This window comes from Oryzomicrobium sp., assembly GCF_021287045.1.
GTDB lineage: Bacteria > Pseudomonadota > Gammaproteobacteria > Burkholderiales > Rhodocyclaceae > Oryzomicrobium.
Map to the genome: position 1 here is coordinate 36910 of NZ_JAJTBG010000018.1, position 19276 is coordinate 56185.

Annotated in this window: 17 protein-coding genes and 1 riboswitch; of the genes, 4 read left to right on the forward strand and 13 right to left on the reverse strand. The window is 68.9% G+C overall.

The window, feature by feature from the left end; translation table 11 throughout:
* Positions 1-105: 105 nt before the first annotated feature.
* The 9 genes from LWW89_RS16220 to bluB form a co-directional block, all read right to left on the reverse strand.
* The gene (locus LWW89_RS16220) at positions 106-777 is read right to left on the reverse strand and encodes a Crp/Fnr family transcriptional regulator (protein WP_293266040.1); all 672 of its coding nucleotides are present in this window, start codon (positions 775-777) and stop codon (positions 106-108) included.
* Between the two features lie 53 nt (positions 778-830).
* Positions 831-1646 carry an exodeoxyribonuclease III gene (gene xth, locus LWW89_RS16225; RefSeq protein WP_293266042.1) on the reverse strand — a complete coding sequence of 272 codons (816 nt, stop codon included), beginning with the start codon at positions 1644-1646 and terminating at the stop codon, positions 831-833.
* A gap of 89 nt (positions 1647-1735) precedes the next feature.
* Positions 1736-2179, reverse strand: a complete 444-nt coding sequence (locus LWW89_RS16230) for a glutaredoxin family protein (protein WP_293266044.1) — start codon at positions 2177-2179, stop codon at positions 1736-1738.
* A gap of 81 nt (positions 2180-2260) precedes the next feature.
* Positions 2261-4312 (reverse strand): M3 family metallopeptidase, encoded by a 2052-nt coding sequence (locus LWW89_RS16235; protein ID WP_293266046.1) that lies wholly within the window; start codon positions 4310-4312, stop codon positions 2261-2263.
* A 276-nt stretch (positions 4313-4588) separates the two neighbouring features.
* On the reverse strand, positions 4589-5395 hold the full coding sequence (locus LWW89_RS16240) for a DUF2189 domain-containing protein (RefSeq protein WP_293266048.1): 807 nt from the start codon (positions 5393-5395) through the stop codon (positions 4589-4591).
* 134 nt (positions 5396-5529) lie between these two features.
* Complete coding sequence (locus tag LWW89_RS16245; protein WP_293266050.1) at positions 5530-6471, reverse strand: phosphoribosylaminoimidazolesuccinocarboxamide synthase; 942 nt, start codon at positions 6469-6471, stop codon at positions 5530-5532.
* A 70-nt stretch (positions 6472-6541) separates the two neighbouring features.
* A complete protein-coding gene (locus LWW89_RS16250) occupies positions 6542-7837 on the reverse strand; it encodes a DUF3422 domain-containing protein (RefSeq protein ID WP_293266052.1) in 1296 nt (431 codons plus the stop codon).
* 201 nt (positions 7838-8038) lie between these two features.
* On the reverse strand, positions 8039-9103 hold the full coding sequence (gene fba / locus LWW89_RS16255; RefSeq protein WP_054622132.1) for a class II fructose-bisphosphate aldolase: 1065 nt from the start codon (positions 9101-9103) through the stop codon (positions 8039-8041).
* Positions 9104-9207: 104 nt separating this feature from the next.
* Positions 9208-10011 (reverse strand): 5,6-dimethylbenzimidazole synthase, encoded by an 804-nt coding sequence (bluB, locus tag LWW89_RS16260; protein WP_293266055.1) that lies wholly within the window; start codon positions 10009-10011, stop codon positions 9208-9210.
* 45 nt (positions 10012-10056) lie between these two features.
* Positions 10057-10278: riboswitch (cobalamin riboswitch) on the reverse strand.
* A gap of 140 nt (positions 10279-10418) precedes the next feature.
* On the opposite strand from bluB, the gene LWW89_RS16265 reads away from it, so the two are divergent.
* On the forward strand, positions 10419-10685 hold the full coding sequence (locus LWW89_RS16265; protein WP_293266057.1) for a GlsB/YeaQ/YmgE family stress response membrane protein: 267 nt from the start codon (positions 10419-10421) through the stop codon (positions 10683-10685).
* A 155-nt stretch (positions 10686-10840) separates the two neighbouring features.
* Here the strand turns inward: LWW89_RS16265 and pyk are convergent, their stop codons facing one another.
* Entirely contained in the window at positions 10841-12280 is a 1440-nt protein-coding gene (gene pyk, locus LWW89_RS16270; protein ID WP_293266059.1) for a pyruvate kinase, read from the reverse strand.
* 106 nt (positions 12281-12386) lie between these two features.
* Here pyk and corA point away from each other — a divergent pair, with 106 nt between their 5' ends.
* A complete protein-coding gene (gene corA, locus LWW89_RS16275) occupies positions 12387-13352 on the forward strand; it encodes a magnesium/cobalt transporter CorA (RefSeq protein WP_293266061.1) in 966 nt (321 codons plus the stop codon).
* 116 nt (positions 13353-13468) lie between these two features.
* Complete coding sequence (locus LWW89_RS16280) at positions 13469-14128, forward strand: OmpA family protein (protein WP_293266063.1); 660 nt, start codon at positions 13469-13471, stop codon at positions 14126-14128.
* 149 nt (positions 14129-14277) lie between these two features.
* On the opposite strand, the gene LWW89_RS16285 is transcribed toward LWW89_RS16280, so the two are convergent.
* The 3 genes from LWW89_RS16285 to LWW89_RS16295 all read right to left on the reverse strand — a co-directional run bounded on the left by LWW89_RS16285 (position 14278) and on the right by LWW89_RS16295 (position 17694).
* Positions 14278-15324, reverse strand: a complete 1047-nt coding sequence (locus LWW89_RS16285; RefSeq protein ID WP_293266065.1) for a GTP-binding protein — start codon at positions 15322-15324, stop codon at positions 14278-14280.
* A gap of 80 nt (positions 15325-15404) precedes the next feature.
* Positions 15405-15608, reverse strand: a complete 204-nt coding sequence (locus tag LWW89_RS16290; RefSeq protein ID WP_054622138.1) for a YbdD/YjiX family protein — start codon at positions 15606-15608, stop codon at positions 15405-15407.
* 19 nt (positions 15609-15627) lie between these two features.
* Positions 15628-17694: a carbon starvation CstA family protein gene (locus tag LWW89_RS16295; protein ID WP_293266067.1), complete on the reverse strand. Its 2067-nt coding sequence runs from the start codon at positions 17692-17694 to the stop codon at positions 15628-15630.
* A gap of 118 nt (positions 17695-17812) precedes the next feature.
* Here LWW89_RS16295 and LWW89_RS16300 point away from each other — a divergent pair, with 118 nt between their 5' ends.
* Positions 17813-19264, forward strand: coding sequence for a cache domain-containing protein (locus LWW89_RS16300; protein WP_293266069.1), 1452 nt, complete (start codon positions 17813-17815; stop codon positions 19262-19264).
* Positions 19265-19276 lie beyond the last annotated feature (12 nt).

Consider the following 19276-nt stretch of genomic DNA (forward strand, 5'->3'; position numbering starts at 1 on the left):
TTGCGGTAAACGGCTTGGAATGGCGCCAATGGCAAGGCACCGGGTACGCGATTTTGCGTAATCCAGGGATATGGCGGGGGCTGCCGCCCGACGGGGCAAGCTGGATCAGGCGGGGGCGGCGAAACGGCTCAGGATGTCCCGGTCGAGCAGGTCGATGCCGCCCCGGGAGAGGCGCACCGCCCCGGCGTCGGCAAGCTGCTTGAGCAGGCGCGAGACGATCTCGCGCACGCTGCCCAGTTCTTCGGCCAGTTGCTGGTGGGTGGCGGCGATCCGCCCGTCGGCGGTCAATCCGCCCCGGGCCAGCAGCAGGCGGGCCAGGCGCTGGTCGAGGCGCTGGAAGGCCACTTCCTCCACCAGGGTCATCAGGTCGGCCAGCCGGTCGGCGAAGAGGTGGAAGACGAATTCCCGGAACGGGGCATGCTCTGCCAGCAGCCGGTCGAACAGGGGGCGGGGCAGCAGGGTCAGGGTGACCGGGGTGAGGGTTTCCCCCCGGGCCGGGTAGGGGCTGCGGCCGAGCAGGCAGCTGCTGGTGATCAGGCAACTGGCGCCGGGCACCACCTGGTAGAGCATCAGCTCCCGCCCCGAGGCGGCGGAACGGACCACCTTCACCGTGCCGTCGAGCACCAGGGGAAAGCCCTGGCAGGGTTGGCATTCGGAAAACAGCACCGTGCCCGCCGGCACCGTCATGGGCGGCGGCAGTTCCGCCAGGGCTGCGGAGGGCAGGCCCGCCAGACAGGGGTAGAGGGCGGTGAGCCGGGAATCGGTGGCGGCGGACATGGCGGCTGGGGCGGCTGGAATGGGCAGAAGGGCGGAGAAAGGCAGGGAAAGGATCAGGAAAGGGTGGCGATCACCGGCGCGTGATCCGAGGGGCGCTCTTTCTTGCGCAGGTGGCGCTCGATGCGTGCCGCGGTGCAGCGCTCAGCCAGGGGGGCGGACAGCAACACGTGGTCGATGCGCAGCCCCAGGTTTTTCTGGAAGCCCAGGTTGCGGTAGTCCCACCAGGAGAAGCTGCGCTCGGCCTGGGGGAACAGTCGGTAGGCGTCCACCAGCCCCAGGCCGACCAGGTCGCGGAACGCCTGGCGCTCGGGTTCGGAACAGAGAATCTGGCCGGCCCAGGCCGCCGGGTCGTGCACGTCCTCGTCTGCCGGGGCGATGTTGTAGTCGCCGCACAGGGCCAGGCGCGGGTGGGCGGCCAGTTCGCCGGCCAGCCAGTCGTGCAGGGCGGCAAGCCATTGCAGCTTGTAGGCGTACTTGTCCGAGCCCACTTCCTGGCCGTTGGGGAAATAGGCCCCCACCACCCGGACGTCGCCGTCGGGGCCGGCCACGGTGGCCGAGATCAGGCGCTTCTGCGGATCGTCGAAGCGCGGGTTGCCCATCACCACGTCGGTCAGGGGCAGGCGCGAGACGATGGCCACGCCGTTGTAGGTCTTCTGCCCGGAGAAGGCCACCTGGTAGCCGGCGGCCTTGATCTCGGCGGTGGGGAAGGCGTGGTCCTCCAGCTTGGTCTCTTGCAGGCAGACCAAGGTGGGGCTGGCCTCGGCCAGCCATTCGAGCAGGTGGGGCAGGCGCACCTTGAGGGAATTGACGTTCCAGGTGGCGATGGAAAAAGGTGTAGCAGTGGCGGCGGTGGCGGGAGTATCGGACAAGGGGCTTCTCGTCGGTGGGGCGGCCCGGCGGGGCCGGCGGAAATTAGGGCGGAGAAAGGGAGAGAGACGGGGAAAGGGCGGCTGGGCGCTCAGGGCGCGGACCGGGGATAGCCGGCCAGGTCGAGCAGGTTGTTCCAGTCCGGCGGGGCCAGGCCCTTGAGCACTTCCTTGCCCACGGTCAGGGTGGGCACGAAGCTGTCGCCGGTGGCGGCCTTCAGGGCACGGAAATCCTCGTCGCTGCGCACCGCCTTCTCGCTGAAGGGCACGCGCCGGCCGGCGAGCAGGGCTCGGGCGTCGTCGCAGGGCTGGCCGCAGTCGGCGGCGGTGTACAGCACCACCGGGAAGTTGCGGCTGGCCAGTTGCACGTCCAGAGGTAGCGGCGCGCTGCCGGTGGCAGCGGCCCGGGATTCCACGCTGCGGGCGTTGGCCGGCGGCGGCGTGTCGGACACCACCACCCGGCCGTCCCGGTCGATCCAGCGGTAGGTGGTCTGGGCCTGGGCCGGAATCCAGGCCAGGCAGAGCAAGGCTGCCACGGCCGCGGCCCGGCGGCGTGGCCGGGCTGCGGAGCGGAGCGCTAAGGGGGCTGGAAGGTCTAGCGGCACGGGGCGGCGGTCCTAGGCGGCAACCATTCCATTATGCCGCAGGAGTGCATCCACCGAAGGCTCCCGGCCGCGGAAGGCCTTGAACGACTCGATGGCCGGGCGGGAGCCGCCCACGGACAGGATCTCGCGCAGGAAGCGCTCGCCGGTGGCGGCGTCGAGCGGGTTGCCGGCCTCCTCGAAGGCGGCGTAGGCGTCCGCCGACAGCACCTCGGCCCACTTGTAGCTGTAGTAGCCGGCGGCGTAGCCGCCGCCGAAGATGTGGGAGAAGCTGTTGGGGAAGCGGTGCCAGGGCGGCGGCACCAGCACCGCCACCTCCTGGCGCACTTGGTTGAGCAGGTCGAGCACGCCCTGCTGGCCCTTCGGGTCGAAGTCGGCGTGGAGCAGCATGTCGAACAGGCTGAATTCGAGCTGGCGCACCATGCCCATGCCGGCGAGGAAGTTCTTGGCCGCCAGCATCTTGTCGAACAGGGCGCGGGGCAGGGGAGCGCCCGTGTCCACGTGGGCGGTCATGTGGGCGAGCACGTCCCACTCCCAGCAGAAGTTCTCCATGAACTGGGAGGGCAGTTCCACCGCGTCCCATTCCACGCCGTGGATACCGGACACCGGCAGCTCTTCCACCTGGGAAAGCAGGTGGTGCAGGCCGTGGCCGGTTTCGTGGAACAGGGTGATCACGTCGTCGTGGCTGAAGGTGGCCGGTTTGTTGCCGACGGGGGCCGGGAAGTTGCAGTTGAGGTAGGCCACCGGGGTCTGGATGGCACCGTTCTTGAGGCGGCGGGTCACCGCCTCGTCCATCCAGGCGCCGCCGCGCTTGGTCTCCCGGGCGTACAGGTCCAGGTAGAACTGGCCCACCAGGGCGCCGTTGCGTTCGATGCGGAAGAAGCGCACGTCCGGATGCCAGGCGGGGGCCGCGTCGGGCTTCACCTGCACCGAGAACAGGGATTCGATCACCCGGAACAGGCCAGCCAGCACCTGGGGCTCGGGGAAGTATTCCTTCACCTCCTGCTCGGAGAAGCTGTAGCGGGCCTGCTTGAGCTTTTCGGCGGCGTAGGACACGTCCCAGGGTTGCAGGTCGGCCAGGTTCAGTTCCTTGGCGGCGAAGTCGCGCAGCTCGGCCACGTCCTGCTCGGCGAAGGGCTTGGCCTTGGCCGCCAGCTCGCGCAGGAAGGCCAGCACCTGGGCCGGGGATTCGGCCATCTTGGGCACCAGGGAAATCTCGGCGAAATTGGCGTAGCCGAGCAACTGGGCCTCCTCGCGCTTCAGTTCGAGCAGGCGGGCGATCAACGGGGCGTTGTCCCACTCCGGCTTGCTGCCGTGCTCGGGGAACTCGGCGGCCCGGGTGGCGTAGGCCCGGTACATCAGCTCGCGCAGGGGGCGGTGTTCGGCGTATTGCAGCACCGGCAGGTAGGAGGGGGCGTGCAGGGTGAATTTCCAACCCTTCTCCCCGGCCTTCTCGGCGGCGGCCTGGGCGGCTTCCTGCACGTCTTCCGGCAGGCCGGCCAGCTGGGCGGCATCGGTGACGACGTGGGCGAAGGCGTTGGTGGCGTCGAGCAGGTTTTCCGAGAACTTGGCGGACAGGCCGGCCAGCTCTTCCTGAATGGCCTGGAAGCGGGGCTTCACCGCTTCCGGCAGTTCGGCGCCGGACAGGCGGAAGTCGCGCACCTCGTTATCGACGATCTTCTGCTGGGTCGGCGTCAGAGTGGCGTATTCGGCGCTGTTGCGCAGGGCCTTGTACTTCTCGAACAGGGCCAGGTTCTGGCCCAGCTCGGTGTAGAAGCGGGTCACTTCCGGCAGCAGGTCGTTGTAGGTCTCGCGCCATTCCGGCACGTCGTTCACCGAGTGCAGGTGGCCGACGATGCCCCAGGCCCGGGACAGGGGCTCCAGGCCGTCGGTCAGGGGCGCGGCGAAGCCGGCCCAGGTGGCCGGGCTGCCGGCGGCGGTGAGGGTCTTCACCAGGGCGCGGCCGTCGGCGAGCAACTGCTCGACGGCGGGGCGGACGTGGGCCGGGGCGATGGCGTCGAAGCGGGGCAGGCCGGAGAAATCGAGCAGAGGATTGGTGGTGGTCATGGCGGGAATGAAGCGCTAGGGCAATAGGGCGAAAGGAGTCGGGTTGGGCGCAGGGCGGAAAACGCATCCGCCGCCAGGGGCGGCGGGATGAAGATGGCGGCGGCGGATAGGCTGCCTCGGGTAACTGATCTGGGCCGCGCTGTCATGCCCCTGGCGGACCATCTGGGCAAACCCCGCGCCAGTCGTGGCTTTCCAGAGGGTGTGCCTGGAGAGCTAAGCGGGGCGCGGAGTTTGACGGGGGCGTCGCGCAGGCCGAGGATTGGCGCGGTCTCGGGCCTATTCTACAAGCTCCCGGTAGGCGTGCCATGTGGCATGGCCGAGCAGGGGGACGATCACCACCAGGCCCACCATGAAGGTGGCGAAGCCGACCAGCACCAGGGCGACGATCAGGCCGGACCAGAGCAGCATCGGCACGACGTTTTCAGACACGGCGACGATGCTCGCCTCCACCGCGTCGGACAGGCGCCCGCCCCGGTCCACCAGCACCGGGGCGGTGACCACCGAAACCAGGAAGCACAGGGCGGCGATCACCCCGCCGGAGAAGATCCAGGCCATGGCCAGGATTGGATGGCGGGGCGAGAGGAACACTTCCCGCAGCAGCCCGGCGAAGTCCCACAGGTCGGCGCTGCCGAGCAGAAAGGCGAGGATGGCCACGGTGAGCCGTTCCCAGCAGAAATAGAACAGGGCGAGAAGCGCCCCGTAGGCGGCCAGGGGGCGCCAGCGGCGGCGCAAGCCGGCCAGGGCGAGCAGGGCGTCCACTGGCTCGTCGGCGGCGATGCGCCGGGACAATTCGTAGAAGCCCACGGCGAGCAGCGGGCCCACCAGCAGGAAGCCGGACAGGGCGGCCATGGCCGATCTCGGGTGTTGGTCGCCCACCAGCAACGCGGCGAAGCCGATGGCGGCGAACAGGGCGCCGAAGGCCAGGCTGGCGGCCGGGGTGCGGCGCAGGTCGGCCAGGCCCAGGCCCAGCCAGGCGAATGGCCGGAGCGGCGCCACGCGGCGGATGCGCAGCTGGGCCGAGGTGAGGTGGGGGGATGAAGCGGAAGGGGCCGGAGTAAGGTCCGGCGGAGAACCGGTGAGCATCGCCGCCTCCAGGGGTCAGGGGTACGGATATGACCCCGGGAGCGGCGATGTGGTTCGCCTGGCCGTCGTGCCGCAGCGCAGCGCGTCGTGGTGCGCTGCGGCAAAGCGCCGCCGGCGGGGCGATGCGCGGAGGCTCAGTCGGCCAGGGGATGGCCGGCCAGGCGCTCGAAGGCTTCCCGGTACTTGGCGGCGGTGACGGCGATCACCTCGTCGGGCAGCTGCGGGCCCGGCGCCTTCTTGCCCCAGTCCTTGAGGGTTTCCAGGTAGTCGCGCACGAACTGCTTGTCGAAGGACGGCGGGTTGCGGCCTTCGGCCCACTCGTCCCGGGGCCAGAAGCGGGAAGAATCCGGGGTCAGGGCTTCGTCGATCAGGTGCAGGGTGCCCTTGTCGTCGATGCCGAACTCGAACTTGGTGTCGGCGATCAGGATGCCTCGGGTGGCGGCGTACTCGGAGGCCTCGGTGTACAGGCGGATGGCCACGTCGCGGGCCTCGGTGGCCAGTTGGGCGCCGGTCTTGCCTGTGCCGTAGAGGGCGTCGGCGAGCACCGCGGCGCAGTGGGTCTGGGCCTGCTCGAAGGAGATGTTCTCGTCGTGGTCGCCCACCTCGGCCTTGGTGGCCGGGGTGAAGATCGGCTCGGGCAGCTTGGCGGCCATCTTCAGGCCGGCGGGCAGCTTGATGCCGCAGACGGTGCCGGTTTCCTGGTAGTCCTTCCAGCCGGAGCCGATCAGGTAGCCGCGCACCACCGCCTCGATGGGCAGGGGCTTCAAGCGCTTGACCACCAGGGAGCGGCCGCGCACCTGCTCGCGCTCGTTCTCGGCCACCACGGTTTCCGGGTCGATGCCGGTGAGCTGGTTGGGAACGATGTGGGCGAGCCGGTCGAACCAGAAGTTGGCGGCCTGAGTGAGCACCTTGCCCTTGCCCGGGATCGGGTTGGGCAGGATCACGTCGAAGGCCGACAGGCGGTCGGAGGTGACGATGAGGAGCTTGTCGTCGCCCACGGCGTAGATGTCCCGGACCTTGCCCCGGGCGATCAGGGGCAGGCTGGCGATGGTGGATTCGAACAGGGCAGCGGTCACGGTAGGTTTCCTGAAAGTGACGGAATGAAAAGGGGAAAGGGCTAAAGGCAGGGGCTGGAAGCGGTACGGCTCAGTGCAGGCCTTCTTCCTCGGCGGCCAGGGCTTTGCGCATGCGGCGGATGCTGACCGCCACCAGGGCGCCGATGACCGGCACGGCGATGGCGGTGATGGCCTCGTAGGAGGGGCCGCCGGTCACGGGCTTGAGCCCCTTGTAGACGTAGGTCACCAGTTGGGAAGCGTAGTAGGTGATGGCCACCACCGACAGGCCTTCCACGGTTTCCTGGAGGCGCAGTTGCAGCTTGGCGCGCCGGTTCATCTGGGTCAGCAGTTCCTGGTTCTGGCGCTCCAGTTCGATGTCCACCCGGGTACGCAAGAGGGCGCTCTTGCGCGCGATGCGGGTGGACAGCTCGGTCTGGCGCCGCGCCACCGACAGGCAGGTGCTGATGGCCGGGGCCAGGCGGCGCTCCATGAATTCCTGGATCGGCGGAAAGCCGGGGACGCGCTGTTCGCGCAGGTCGCGGATGCGTTGCTGCACCAGGGTGTAATACGCCTCGGCGGCGCCGAAGCGGAAGGCGGTGCGGGTCACCGAGCGCTCCACCTCCGCCGCCAGACGGGTCAGGCGGGTGAGCAGGCCGCGCTCGTCCTCGGTGCTGCGCGCCTCGCCCATGCGGTCCATCAGGTCGGCCAGTTCGCCCTCGGCCCGGGCCAGGAAGCGGCCCACCTCCTTGGCCACCGGAAAGGCCAGCAGGGCCATCATCCGGTAGGTCTCGATCTCCAGCAGGCGCTGCACGGTGCGCCCGGCCTGGCGGTGGGTCAGGTGGTCGTCGAGGACCAGGAAGCGGGAATAGCCGTCGTGCAACTGAAAGTCGGAATACACCCAGGCAGCGTTGTCGGCCACCTGGGTCGCCACCACCGCGTCGCCGCGCTGGGCCAGGTCGGCCAGCACCGCTTCCGGCGCCATGTCGGCGGCGGGGCGCAGCTCGATGTGGGTGGCCACCATCACCGTGCCGGGGATGCCCGCCAGCCAGTCCCCGGGCAGGGCCGATAGGGCCGAGGTGTACAGGGGATCGCCGGGCTGGCGGCGGCGGAAGAAGGTGTAGCTGGAAAACTCGTTGTGCCGCTCCCACTTCAGGCGCAGGTCGCCGGCTTCCATCATCCAGTGGTCGCCCTGGATCACCGGGCACAGCTGGGTGCCCAGGGCGCCGCACAGCTGGTGCAGGTGGGCTTCCTCGGTGGCGGCGTCGCCGCCGTCGTGGAGCACCGCCAGGTAGCTGATCCATTCCGCCCCGGACAGCGCCATGGGCGGCCGGGAATGGACCTCGTCGTTGAGGCGCTGGCGCAGCGGGTGTTCGCGGAAGGCGGGCATAGGGATGGGCTAAAGGGTGGGGGCGCGGGTGGGGTCGAGAGTGGCGGTCGACTTTGCCAGCCGGGGCGGCGGCTGACAAGAATGCCGGTTCAGGCGGTTTTGCTCCGGGCGCAACCCGTGCGGCAGGGGGGCTTGCAAGCAAGACGGCATCGCCGTGGCGATGCCGTCCTGGTGCGGAGCAGGCGCGAGCCTGGTGAACGCTTAACGGACGATCTGGTTCAGTTCGCCCTTCTTGTAGCGCTCGGCCATCTTGTCCAGGGACACGGGCACGATCTTGCTCGCCTGGCCCTCACAGCCGAAAGCCTGGTAGCGGGCCACGCAGATCTTCTTGGCCGCTTCCCGGGCGGGCTTGAGGAAGTCGCGGGGGTCGAACTTGGCGGGATTTTCCACCAGGTAGCGGCGCACCGCGCCGGTCATGGCCAGGCGGATGTCGGTGTCGATGTTCACCTTGCGTACGCCGTGCTTGATGCCCTTGACGATCTCTTCCACGGGCACGCCGTAGGTTTCCTTCATGTCGCCGCCGAACTGGCGGATTTCTTCCAGCAGCTCCTGGGGGACGGAGGAGGAGCCGTGCATCACCAGGTGGGTGTTGGGGATGCGGGCGTGGATCTCGGCGATGCGGTCGATGGCCAGGATGTCGCCGGTGGGCTTCTTGGTGAACTTGTAGGCGCCGTGGCTGGTGCCGATGGCGATGGCCAGGGCGTCGCAGTTGGTCTGCTTGACGAAGTCGGCGGCCTGGTCCGGGTCGGTCAGCAGCTGGTCGCGGGTCATGGTGCCCTCGGCGCCGTGGCCGTCTTCCTTGTCGCCCTTCATGGTTTCCAGGGAGCCGAGCACGCCCAGTTCGCCTTCCACCGACACGCCGATGGCGTGGGCCAGTTCAGTGACCTTCTTGGTCACGGCCACGTTGTATTCGAAGGAGGCGACGGACTTGCCGTCCTCTTCCAGGGAGCCGTCCATCATCACCGAGGAGAAGCCGGAGCGGATGGCGGCCATGCACACGGCGGGGGACTGGCCGTGGTCCTGGTGCATCACCACGGGAATGTGGGGATAGGCTTCCAGGGCGGCGAGGATCTGGTGGCGCAGGAACGGCTCGCCGGCGTACTTCCGGGCGCCGGCGGAAGCCTGCATGATCACCGGGGCGTTCACCTCGTTGGCGGCTTCCATGATGGCCCAGACCTGCTCCATGTTGTTCACGTTGAACGCGGGCAGGCCATAGCCATTCTCGGCAGCGTGGTCGAGGAGTTGGCGCATCGAAACGAGAGGCATGGTGGTCTTCCTAAATAGCAAAAGGCCCCGGGGGCGAAGGCGGGCATTTTACCCCGTTTCCTTGCGCTCCCGGAGCCCGGCCTACGGGCCGCGATGGCGGGGGGTCAGAGCTTGCGTTCCCGGGCCGCCCGGGCCTGGTCGGCTTGCAGGTGGGGCACCAGGGCCTCGGGCACCGGGGCGCCGAAGCGTTCGGCGTGGACCAGGGTTTCCAGGGGCAGGCGGGAGCGCCAGCCGGCGGATTCCAGTTCCGGCTTGGCGTAGAAGTGGCTGACCCGGCCGATGCACAGGTAGGCGATGGGAATCACCCGCTCGGGAATATCCAGGATTTCCTTGAGCCGCGCCTGGTGGAAGATCGACACCCAGCCGACCCCGAGGCCCTCGGCCCGGGCCGCCAGCCACAGGTTCTGCACGGCGCAGACGGCGCTGTAGATGTCCATCACCTTGAGGTGGGTGCGGCCGATCACCACCGGGCCGGCCCGGTCCCGGTCGCAGGTGATGCACAGGTTGATCGGCGCCTCCTGGATACCTTCGAGCTTGAGCGAGCGGTAGAGGCCCTGGCGGTGCTGCTCGAACATTTCCGCCGCCTCCCGGTTGGCCTCGTCGAAGGCGCTGTGGACCGCCGCCTTGGTGGCCGGGTCCTTGACCACGATGAAGCTCCAGGGCTGCATGAAGCCAACCGAGGGGGCGAAGTGGGCGGCGGTGAGCAGGCGCGACAGCACCTCGTCCGGCACCGGGTCGGGGAGGAACTGGCCGCGCACGTCGCGGCGCGAAAAGATGGTGTGGTATAGGGCTTCCCGGGCTTCGGCGGTGAAGTCCGGGTCCGGCTGGTGGCCGGGGGCGGCCGGGGCGGGAGTGGCAGGCGCGGCGAAAGGATGGCCGGCGGTCGTGCCGATGGGTTCGATCTTCATGGAGTCCCCTTGTGAAGAACGGTGGCGGGCCCGCCTGGCCGTGCGGTCCGTCGAATCCTTCCTGGCCGGTCTTCTGACTCGGGATCGTCCCGCCGGCGCGCCTTCCCGGCCCGGATCGCTGAAGGGTGCGATCCCGGTGGCCAGTGGCGTGTGCGTCGGCAGTCCCCCTCACAGCGTTGGGCACGTCGCGGAATAGCCCCGCCGGCAGGGCGGGGAGCACCGCGTTCCCGATTCTCCCTTGCGGGCACCAGGAAGGCGTGGTGGTCGCCCGGCGAACCGGGCGGTGGCGATTCTAGCAAAGCCGGCAAGGCTGGGGGTGGGGCCGGGGCCGTCAGTCCGGTGGCGGAAACGTTCCGCCGTCGCCGCACTCCAACGGCTGTGAATGACAACGTGCAGAGGAGAGCGCCATGGGCTGGATCGTCACGCTGCTGGTGGGCGGCCTGATCGGCTGGGTCGCCAGCCGCGTCATGAATACCGATGCCCAGCAGGGCATCATCGCCAACGTCCTGGTGGGGGTGGTCGGCTCGGCCCTGGGGCGCTGGCTGTTCGGCGACGTGATCGGCATCGGCGCCGCCGAGACGGCCGGGGCCTTCTCCCTGGCCGGCCTGGCCTTCGGCGTGCTGGGGGCGGTGGTGCTGGTGGCCCTGCTCAAGGTGCTGGGCGTGTTCCGCTGAACCCGGGGGCGGGCGGCTGCATTCCGCACCCCATTGATGAAACCCCGCGCCCCTGGCCGATCTTCACGAGGCATGCCTCAAGATCGGCCAGGGGCGCGGGGTTTGGTGGAGGCATCGCGGAGATGCCCGTCCTGCTTGGGGTTTGGCGGCGTGGGTCAGCCGGTTTGCAGCTGGTGGTCGCCGACCCGCACGATCTTCATGGTGTTGGTGCCGCCCGGGGTGCCGATCGGTTCGCCGATGGTGAGCACGATCAGGTCGCCCTTTTCCACCACGCCCTTGGCCAGCAGCAGCTGCTCGGCGTCGGCCAGCAGCAGTTCCCGGTCGGTGTGCTGCTCGCCCATGAGCAGGGGACAGACTTCCCGGTAGAGGGTCATGCGCCCCACGGCAGAGGCTTCGGGGGTGAGGGCATAGACCGGCACGCCGCAGTTGAGCCGGCTCATCCACAGGGCGGTGGAGCCAGACTGGGACAGGGCGGCGATGGCCTTCACCTTGAGGTGGTGGGCGGTCCAGATGGCGGCCATGGCCACCGACTGGTCGATGCGGGTGAATATCCGGTCGAGGAATTCCCGGTCCAGGGTGACCTCGGCCGAGCGCTCGGCCTCGACGCACACCCGCACCATGGCCTCCACCGTTTCCACCGGGTAATGGCCCGAGGCGGTCTCGGCCGACAGCATCACCGCGTCGGTGCCGTCGAGCACGGCGTTGGCCACGTCGGACACTTCGGCCCGGGTCGGCACCGGCGAGTGGATCATGGATTCCATCATCTGGGTGGCGGTGATCGCCACCTTGTTCTTCTCCCGGGCCATGCGGATCATCTTCTTCTGCAAGGCTGGCACGGCGGCGTCGCCCACTTCCACCGCCAGGTCGCCCCGGGCCACCATCACCCCGTCGGAGGCATCGAGCACCTCGGCCAGGTTCTCCACCGCCTCGGTGCGCTCGATCTTGGCGATCAGCAGGGCCCGGCCGCCGGCGGCGCGCATCAGCTGGCGGGCCATGTACATGTCGGCGGCGCTTTTGGGGAAGGACACGGCAAGGAAATCGACGCCCAGCTGGGCGGCGATCTTCAAATCTTCCATGTCCTTGGCGGTTAGGGCCGGCGCGGACAGGCCGCCGCCCTGGCGGTTGATGCCCTTGTTGTTGGACAGCTCGCCGCCGTGGCGCACCGTACAGTGGATTTCCGGCCCGGCCACCCGCACCACGTCAAGGACGATGCGGCCGTCGTCGAGCAGCAGCACCGAGCCGGCGGACACGTCCTTGGGCAGGTCCTTGTAATCGAGGCCGACACGCTCGTCATTGCCCAGGTTGCAGGCCGCGTCGAGGATGAAGGCCTGGCCCTTGGCCAGGGTCACCTTGCCCTCGGCGAACTTGCCGACGCGAATCTTCGGCCCTTGCAGGTCGGCCAGGATGCCCACCGGGCGGCCCACCTGCTCGGCGGCGGTGCGCACGGCCTTGACCCGGGCGACGTGGTCCTCGGCCTTGCCGTGGGAAAAATTGAGCCGCACCACGTCCACCCCGGCGGCGATCATGCGGGTCAGGGTGTCGGCATCGCTGGAGGCGGGGCCGAGGGTGGCGACGATCTTGGTATGGCGGGGCATGGACGGTCCTCCGTTCTGTGGTTATGGTGAGGATTCTAGCGCGCCGGCGACGGCGTCTCCCGCGAACCCTGCCACGTCCGCTCCGCCGGGCACCCTACGCACCGCCATGCTCATCAACTGTGCCGCCTACCAAGAAGGCAAAAAACTCGCCGACATCACCATCGCCGAAATCAGCGATTACCTGGCCATCCCCGGCTGTTTCGTCTGGGTCGCCCTGCGTGACGCCACCCGGGACGAGCTGGAGGAAATGCGCCAGGAGTTCCACCTCCACGAACTGGCCGTGGAAGACGCCCTGCACGGCCACCAGCGGCCCAAGGTGGAGGAATACGGCGATTCCCTGTTCGCCGTCATGCAGTTGGTCGAGATGCAGGACGGGGAACTGAACTGCGGCGAGGTGGACGTCTTCGTCGGCCACAACTACGTGCTCTCGGTGCGCAACCGCAGCAGCCACGACTTCCTCGGCGTGCGCGGCCGCTGCGAGCGGGAGCCGCAGCGCCTCAAGGACGGCTCGGGTTTCGTCTTCTACGCCCTGATGGACGCAGTGGTCGATCGCTACTTCCCGGTGTTGAGCGAATTGGAGGCGGAGCTGGAAATCGTCGAGGAGCACATCTTCGCCAAGGGCGCCGCCCGTTCCAACATCGAGCGGCTGTACGAACTGAAGCGCAAGGTCACCGAGCTGCGCCACGCCGTGACGCCCCTGCTGGAAGCCGCCGGCAAGCTCACCGGCGGCCGGGTGCCCGAGGTATGCGCCCGCAGCCAGCACTACTTCCGCGACGTGATCGACCACCTGGCGCGCATCAACGCCTCCCTAGACGCCTGCCGGGACACCATCGGCACCGCCATGCAGGTCAACCTGTCCATGGTCGCCATCGAAGAAAACGAGGTGAACAAGAAGCTCGCCGCCTGGGCCGGTATCTTCGCCGTGGCCACCGCCTTCGCCGGCATCTGGGGCATGAACTTCAAGGCCATGCCCGAACTGGACTGGGAATTCGGCTACCCCATGGCCCTGGGCCTGATCGCGGCCACCTGCGGCTACCTGTACTACCGCTTCAAGCGGGCGAAGTGGCTGTGAGGGCGGTGCCGCCCAGATTTTGCCCGGGTGGCGGAATATCGCGCCCATAGCGGCAATGCCGTGGTGCCGGGTTTGGCTATAGTGAATGTTCACCAACCCTCAACGGAGGCGGGAACATGAACAGGATCAGCGCCGCGCTTGCGGCTGTGGTGATCGGGGTCGGCGGCCTGGGCGGTTGCGCCGACATGAGCGAAACCCAGCGCACCACCGGGACCGGGGCGGCCATCGGGGCCCTGGCCGGGGCGGTGGTGGGCGGCGCGACCCACGGCGGGCGCGGCGCGGCCACTGGGGCGGTGATCGGCGGCGCCCTGGGGGCGGGGGGCGGCTACCTGTGGTCGCGGCACATGCAGGAGCAGAAGGCGGCCATGGAGCAGGCCACCCAGGGCACCGGGGTGAAGGTCAGCCAGACCGCCGATAACCAGTTGAAGCTCGATATTCCCAGCGACATTTCCTTCGACACCGGCAGCTACGTGGTCAAGCCGAACATGCGGCCGATCCTGGATCGCTTCGCCACCACTCTGAACCAGAACCCGGTGACCACGGTGCGCATCGTCGGCCATACCGACAACACCGGGTCGGACGCGATCAACCAGCCCCTGTCGGTGAACCGGGCCAGCGCCACCCGGGACTACCTGGTGGAGCGGGGCGTGGCGATGAACCGCATCAGCATCGACGGCCGGGGCGCCCGGGAGCCGGTAGCCGACAACGGCACCGCCGCCGGCCGGGCGAAGAACCGCCGGGTGGAGATTTTCGTTGCCGAGGCGGCGCAGGGGTAGGCGCGGTTCGCAGCACTGAGCGCAACCGGCAAGACAAACGACAGGGCGGCTCGTGGGCCACCCTGGACTACTGGCCAGGCCTCCCGGGTGGAGGCCTGGCCGTTTTCAGCGCTACGGAGCCGGCGACGGGAGTGGGCCGGCGGCGCGCCTCACTGGCACGCCGCTTGGAAGCCGGCCTCGATGGCGGCGGCGTCCAGGCGGCGGCCGATGATGACGATGCGGCTCTCCCGGGTTTCGCCCTCGCCCCAGGGGCGGCCGTAGTCGAAGCCGGTGATGCGGTGCACGCCCTGGAAGACCAGGCGCTGCGGGTTGCCGCGCACGGCCAGCACGCCCTTGTAGCGCAGCATGTCGTTGCCGTTGGCCTCCAGCAGTCCTTCCACGTAGGCGCCGATGCGCGCCACGTCCACCTCGCCGGGGTGGTGCAGCACCAGGGATGAGACGTCGTCGTCCCAGGAGCGGGTGTGCTCCCCGGCAGTGGCGATGCCGCTGCGGGCCAGGCCCTGGGGGTGGTGCCCGGTGAGGAAGCCGGGATCGACTTCCAGCACGTCGTCCAGGTGGAAGGCGTTGAGGTCGAGCAGGGCGGCCACGCTGGTGTCCGCCGGGGGCGGGGCGATGGGCGCGCGGGCGTTGATGCGGCGCAGCCGCTCGGTCAGGGCTGCCACCCGGGCCTCGTCCACCAGGTCGGTCTTGGTCAGCAGCAGCCGGTCGGCGAAGCCCACCTGGGCGGCGGCCACCCGTTGCTCGTCGAGCTGGGCGGGGGCGTGCACCGCATCCACCAGGGTGAGGATGCCGTCGAGCACGTAGCGCTCGCGCACGCCCTCGTCCACGAAGAAGGCCTGGGCCACCGGTGCCGGGTCGGCCAGGCCGGTGGTTTCCAGCACCAGTCGGTCGAAGGCCAGGGTGCCGGCATCGCGCCGGTCGGCCAGGTCGGCCAGGGCCCGGCTCATTTCGCCGCGCACGCTGCAACAGACGCAGCCGTTGGCCAGCTCGATCACGGTGATGTCGGGGCGGCCGGCGGCCTCGATCAGGCCGCCGTCGATGCCGACGGCGCCGAACTCGTTTTCCACCACGGCGATGCGGGTGTCGCCGGCGGCGGCGATGAGACGGTTGAGCAGGGTGGTTTTGCCGGCGCCGAGGAAGCCGGTGAGGATGGTCACCGGAATCGGCGGCAGGGGTTGGGAAGATTGTCGGGTCATGGTCGTCCAACGAAAAACCGGCCGGCGCGACGCGAGGTCGGCCGGCCGGCGGGAGGGGCGGGATGGTTCCGCCCGGGCGTTCAGCAGCAGCGCCCGGGGCGCCCGTCGGCACCGCCGTAGCGGGCTTCCTGGCGCTCGCGGAAGAATTCCTCGTAGCTCATGGGCGTCTGCTCCGGATGGGTCAGGCGCATGTGCTGCACGTAGGCGTCGTAGTCGGGCACGCCCACCATCAGGCGGGCGGCCTGGCCGAGATACTTGCCGACGCGGGCGAGGTCAGAGAACACGGTGTGCCTTCCTTCTTCCTTAGACGCGGACGCCTTCGGGCATCAGCTCGAAGGGGGTTTCCTTGTCGGTGCGGCTGGGCTTGTCCAGGGCCTTGCGGCAGGCCGGCACGGCAAAGAGCAGGATGCTCACCACCAGGAACAGGAACAGGGCGGCCATGCCCGCATCGATATAGTTGTTGAGCACGATCTGGTGCATTTGTTCCATGGTCTTGGCCGGGGCCAGCAGCTGGCCCTGCTCCATGGCGGCGCGGTACTTGTTGGCCGCGGCGAGGAAGCCGATCTTGGGGTTCTCGTGGAACACCTTCTGCCAGCCGGCGGTGAGGGTACACAGCAGCAGCCAGATGGTCGGCACGATGGTCACCCAGGCGAAGCGCTGGCGCTTCATCTTGAACAGCACCACGGTAGCCAGCATCAGGGCCACGCCGGCCAGCATCTGGTTGGCGATGCCGAACAGGGGCCACAGAGTGTTGATGCCGCCGAGGGGATCGACCACGCCCTGGTACAGGAAGTAGCCCCAGGCGGCCACGCACAGGGCGGTGGCGATCAGGCTGGCGGGGATCGAGTCCATGCGCTTCATCGAGGGCACGAAGGTACCCATCAGGTCTTGCAGCATGAAGCGGCCGGCCCGGGTGCCGGCGTCCACGGCGGTGAGGATGAACAGGGCTTCGAACAGGATGGCGAAGTGGTACCAGAAGGCCATCATGGTCTTGCCGCCGAGCACGCTGGAGAGGATGTGGGCCATGCCCACGGCCAGGGTCGGGGCACCGCCGGCACGGGAGATGATGGTCTGCTCACCCACGTCCTTGGCGGTTTGCAGCAGCATGTCCGGGGTGACGGAGAAGCCCCACTGGGAGATCACCTGGGCCGCGTCCTGGGCGGTGCTGCCGAGCACGGCCAGGGGGCTGTTCATGGCGAAGTAGATGCCGGGCTCGATCACCGAGGCGGCCACCAGGGCCATGATGGCGACGAAGGACTCCATGAGCATGCCGCCGTAGCCGATGAAGCGGGCGTTCTTCTCGTTGTCGAGGAGCTTCGGCGTGGTGCCCGAGGAAATCAGGGCGTGGAAGCCGGAGACGGCGCCGCAGGCGATGGTGATGAAGAGGAAGGGGAACAGGCTGCCCGCCCACACCGGGCCGGAGCCGTCGATGAACTTGGTCAGGGCCGGCATCTGCAGGTTGGGGGCCACGACGGCGATGCCGATGGCCAGGCCGATGATGGTGCCGATCTTGAGGAAGGTGGACAGGTAGTCCCGGGGGGCCAGCAGCAGCCACACCGGCAGCACCGAGGCGACGAAGCCGTAGCCGATCAGCATCCAGGTCAGCTGCTTGCCGTCGAAGGTGAACAGGGGACCCCACACTGGGCTGGCGGCGATGTCGCCGCCGTAGACGATGGAGGCCATCAGCAGCACGAAGCCGATCACCGACATTTCACCGATGCGGCCCGGGCGCAGGTAGCGGGTGTAGACGCCCATCAGCAGGGCGATGGGGATGGTGGCGGCGACGGTGAAAGTACCCCAGGGGGAGCCGGCCAGGGCCTTGACCACGATCAGGGCCAGCACCGCCAGGATGATCACCATGATCATGAAGGTGCCGAACAGGGCGATCACGCCCGGGGCTACCCCCAACTCCGACTTGACCAGGTCGCCCAGGGAGCGGCCGTCGCGGCGGGTGGAGATGAACAGCACCATGAAGTCCTGCACCGCGCCGGCGAAGACCACCCCGGCGAGAATCCACAGCATGCCCGGCAGGTAGCCCATCTGGGCGGCGAGCACCGGGCCCACCAGGGGGCCGGCGCCGGCGATGGCGGCGAAGTGGTGGCCGAACAGCACGTACTTGTTGGTCGGCACGTAGTCCAGGCCGTCGTTGTGGCGCACCGCCGGGGTCATCCGGGTCGGGTCGAGCTCCATGACCCGGTCGGCGATGTACAGGCTGTAGTAGCGGTAGGCGATGAGGTAGGTACAGACGGCGGCGATGACGAGCCATAGGGCGTTGATGGTCTCGCCGCGATGCAGGGCGACGACACCGAATGCGGCTGCGCCCAGAAGCGCAACCGCCGCCCAGCCGAGATGGCGCTGGATGGTTTTCATGGATCTCCTCGTTCTTCCTTTGTATGGAAACGACACACCGCCATGCCGGTAGGCGGGCGGTAAACTTGCAGCCCGAGCGCAATGGCGACCGGTTAGCGAAATGTAAGAGGAGCGGGGGATGGAAAAAATCCGAGCTACTACGCAGGGCGACTACGTGTTACCACGTAGTGGCGAGGCCGGCTATCCCGGCGCCGAAGGGCGCTTGCGGCGCAAGATCCTGCTGTTGGCGGTAGTTCCCCTGGTGGTGGCCTGCATCGCCATCGCCCTGGCGATCCGCCAGCAGGGCGAGGCCCTGGCGCGGGAAGAAGGGGCCGCCGTGGCTCCGGTGCTCAATGCCATGAAGGAGGCCGAGCTCAAGCACTACATGGAGCTGGCCCGGGCGGCCATCGCCCCGATCTACGACAGCGGCCGCAACGATGCGGCCGCCCAGCAGCAGGTGAAGGACGTGCTGTCCCACCTGGCCTTCGGCGTGGACGGCTATTTCTTCGTGTACGACCTGAGCGGCAACAACCTGATGCACCCGCGCCAGCCCGAACTGGTGGGGCGCAACCTGTGGGAGTTGCGCGATCCCAACGGCACCCCCACCATCCAGCGCCTGCTCGCCCGGGCCAAGGGCGGCGGCGGTTACGAACCCTACCTGTGGGAGCGGCCCACCACCCACCGCATGGAGCAGAAGCTGGGCTACGTGATCCTGCTGGAACGCTGGGGCTGGATGGTGGGCACCGGCATCTACCTGGATGACGTGGACGAGGCCCTGCAACGCATCCACACCGAATCGGCGCGGCAGATCGAGACCAACCTGCAAGTGGTGGCGGCCATCGCCGTGGTGGCGGCCCTGCTGGTGGCCGTGGCCGGCTTGGCGCTCAACATCAGCGAGCACCGCTTGGCCGACGTCAAGCTGCGCGCCCTGGCCCGCCAGGTGGTGTCGTCCCAGGAAGAGGAGCGGGCCCGCCTGTCCCGGGAACTGCACGACGGGGTGAGCCAGATGCTGGTATCGGTGAAGTTCTTCGTCGAATCGGCGCGGGGCCGCCTCGCCCAGGGGCCGGAGCGGGCCGGCGAGGCGGTGCCCCTGCTGGAGCGGGGCATCGCCCGGCTGAATGAAATCCTCGGCGAGGTGCGGCGTATCTCCCACGCCCTGCGCCCGGCGCTGCTCGACGACCTGGGGCTGGCCGCCGCCCTGGACCACCTGGGCCGGGACTTCGCCGACCGAACCGGCCTGGCGGTTTCCGTGTCCCACCGGGGCGGAGGTGGCGAGCTGCCCGAGGCGGTGGCCACCGCCTTGTTCCGCGTCGCCCAGGAAGCCCTGTCCAACGTGGAGCGCCACGCCGGCGCCGCCTCGGTGGGCATCGAGACCACCCAGGACGCCCTGGGGCTGCGCCTGACGATCAGCGACGACGGCCAGGGCTTCGACGTGGCCGAGGTGGAGCGGCACCCGCGCAGCGGCATCGGCCTGCGCAACATGCGCGAGCGGCTGGCCGCCCTGCGCGGCACCCTGTCGATCGAATCCGACGAACGGGGCACGGTGGTGAGCGTGTTCGTTCCCGCCGACGCCCATCCCTTTTTTGGTTGAAGGAAACACAGC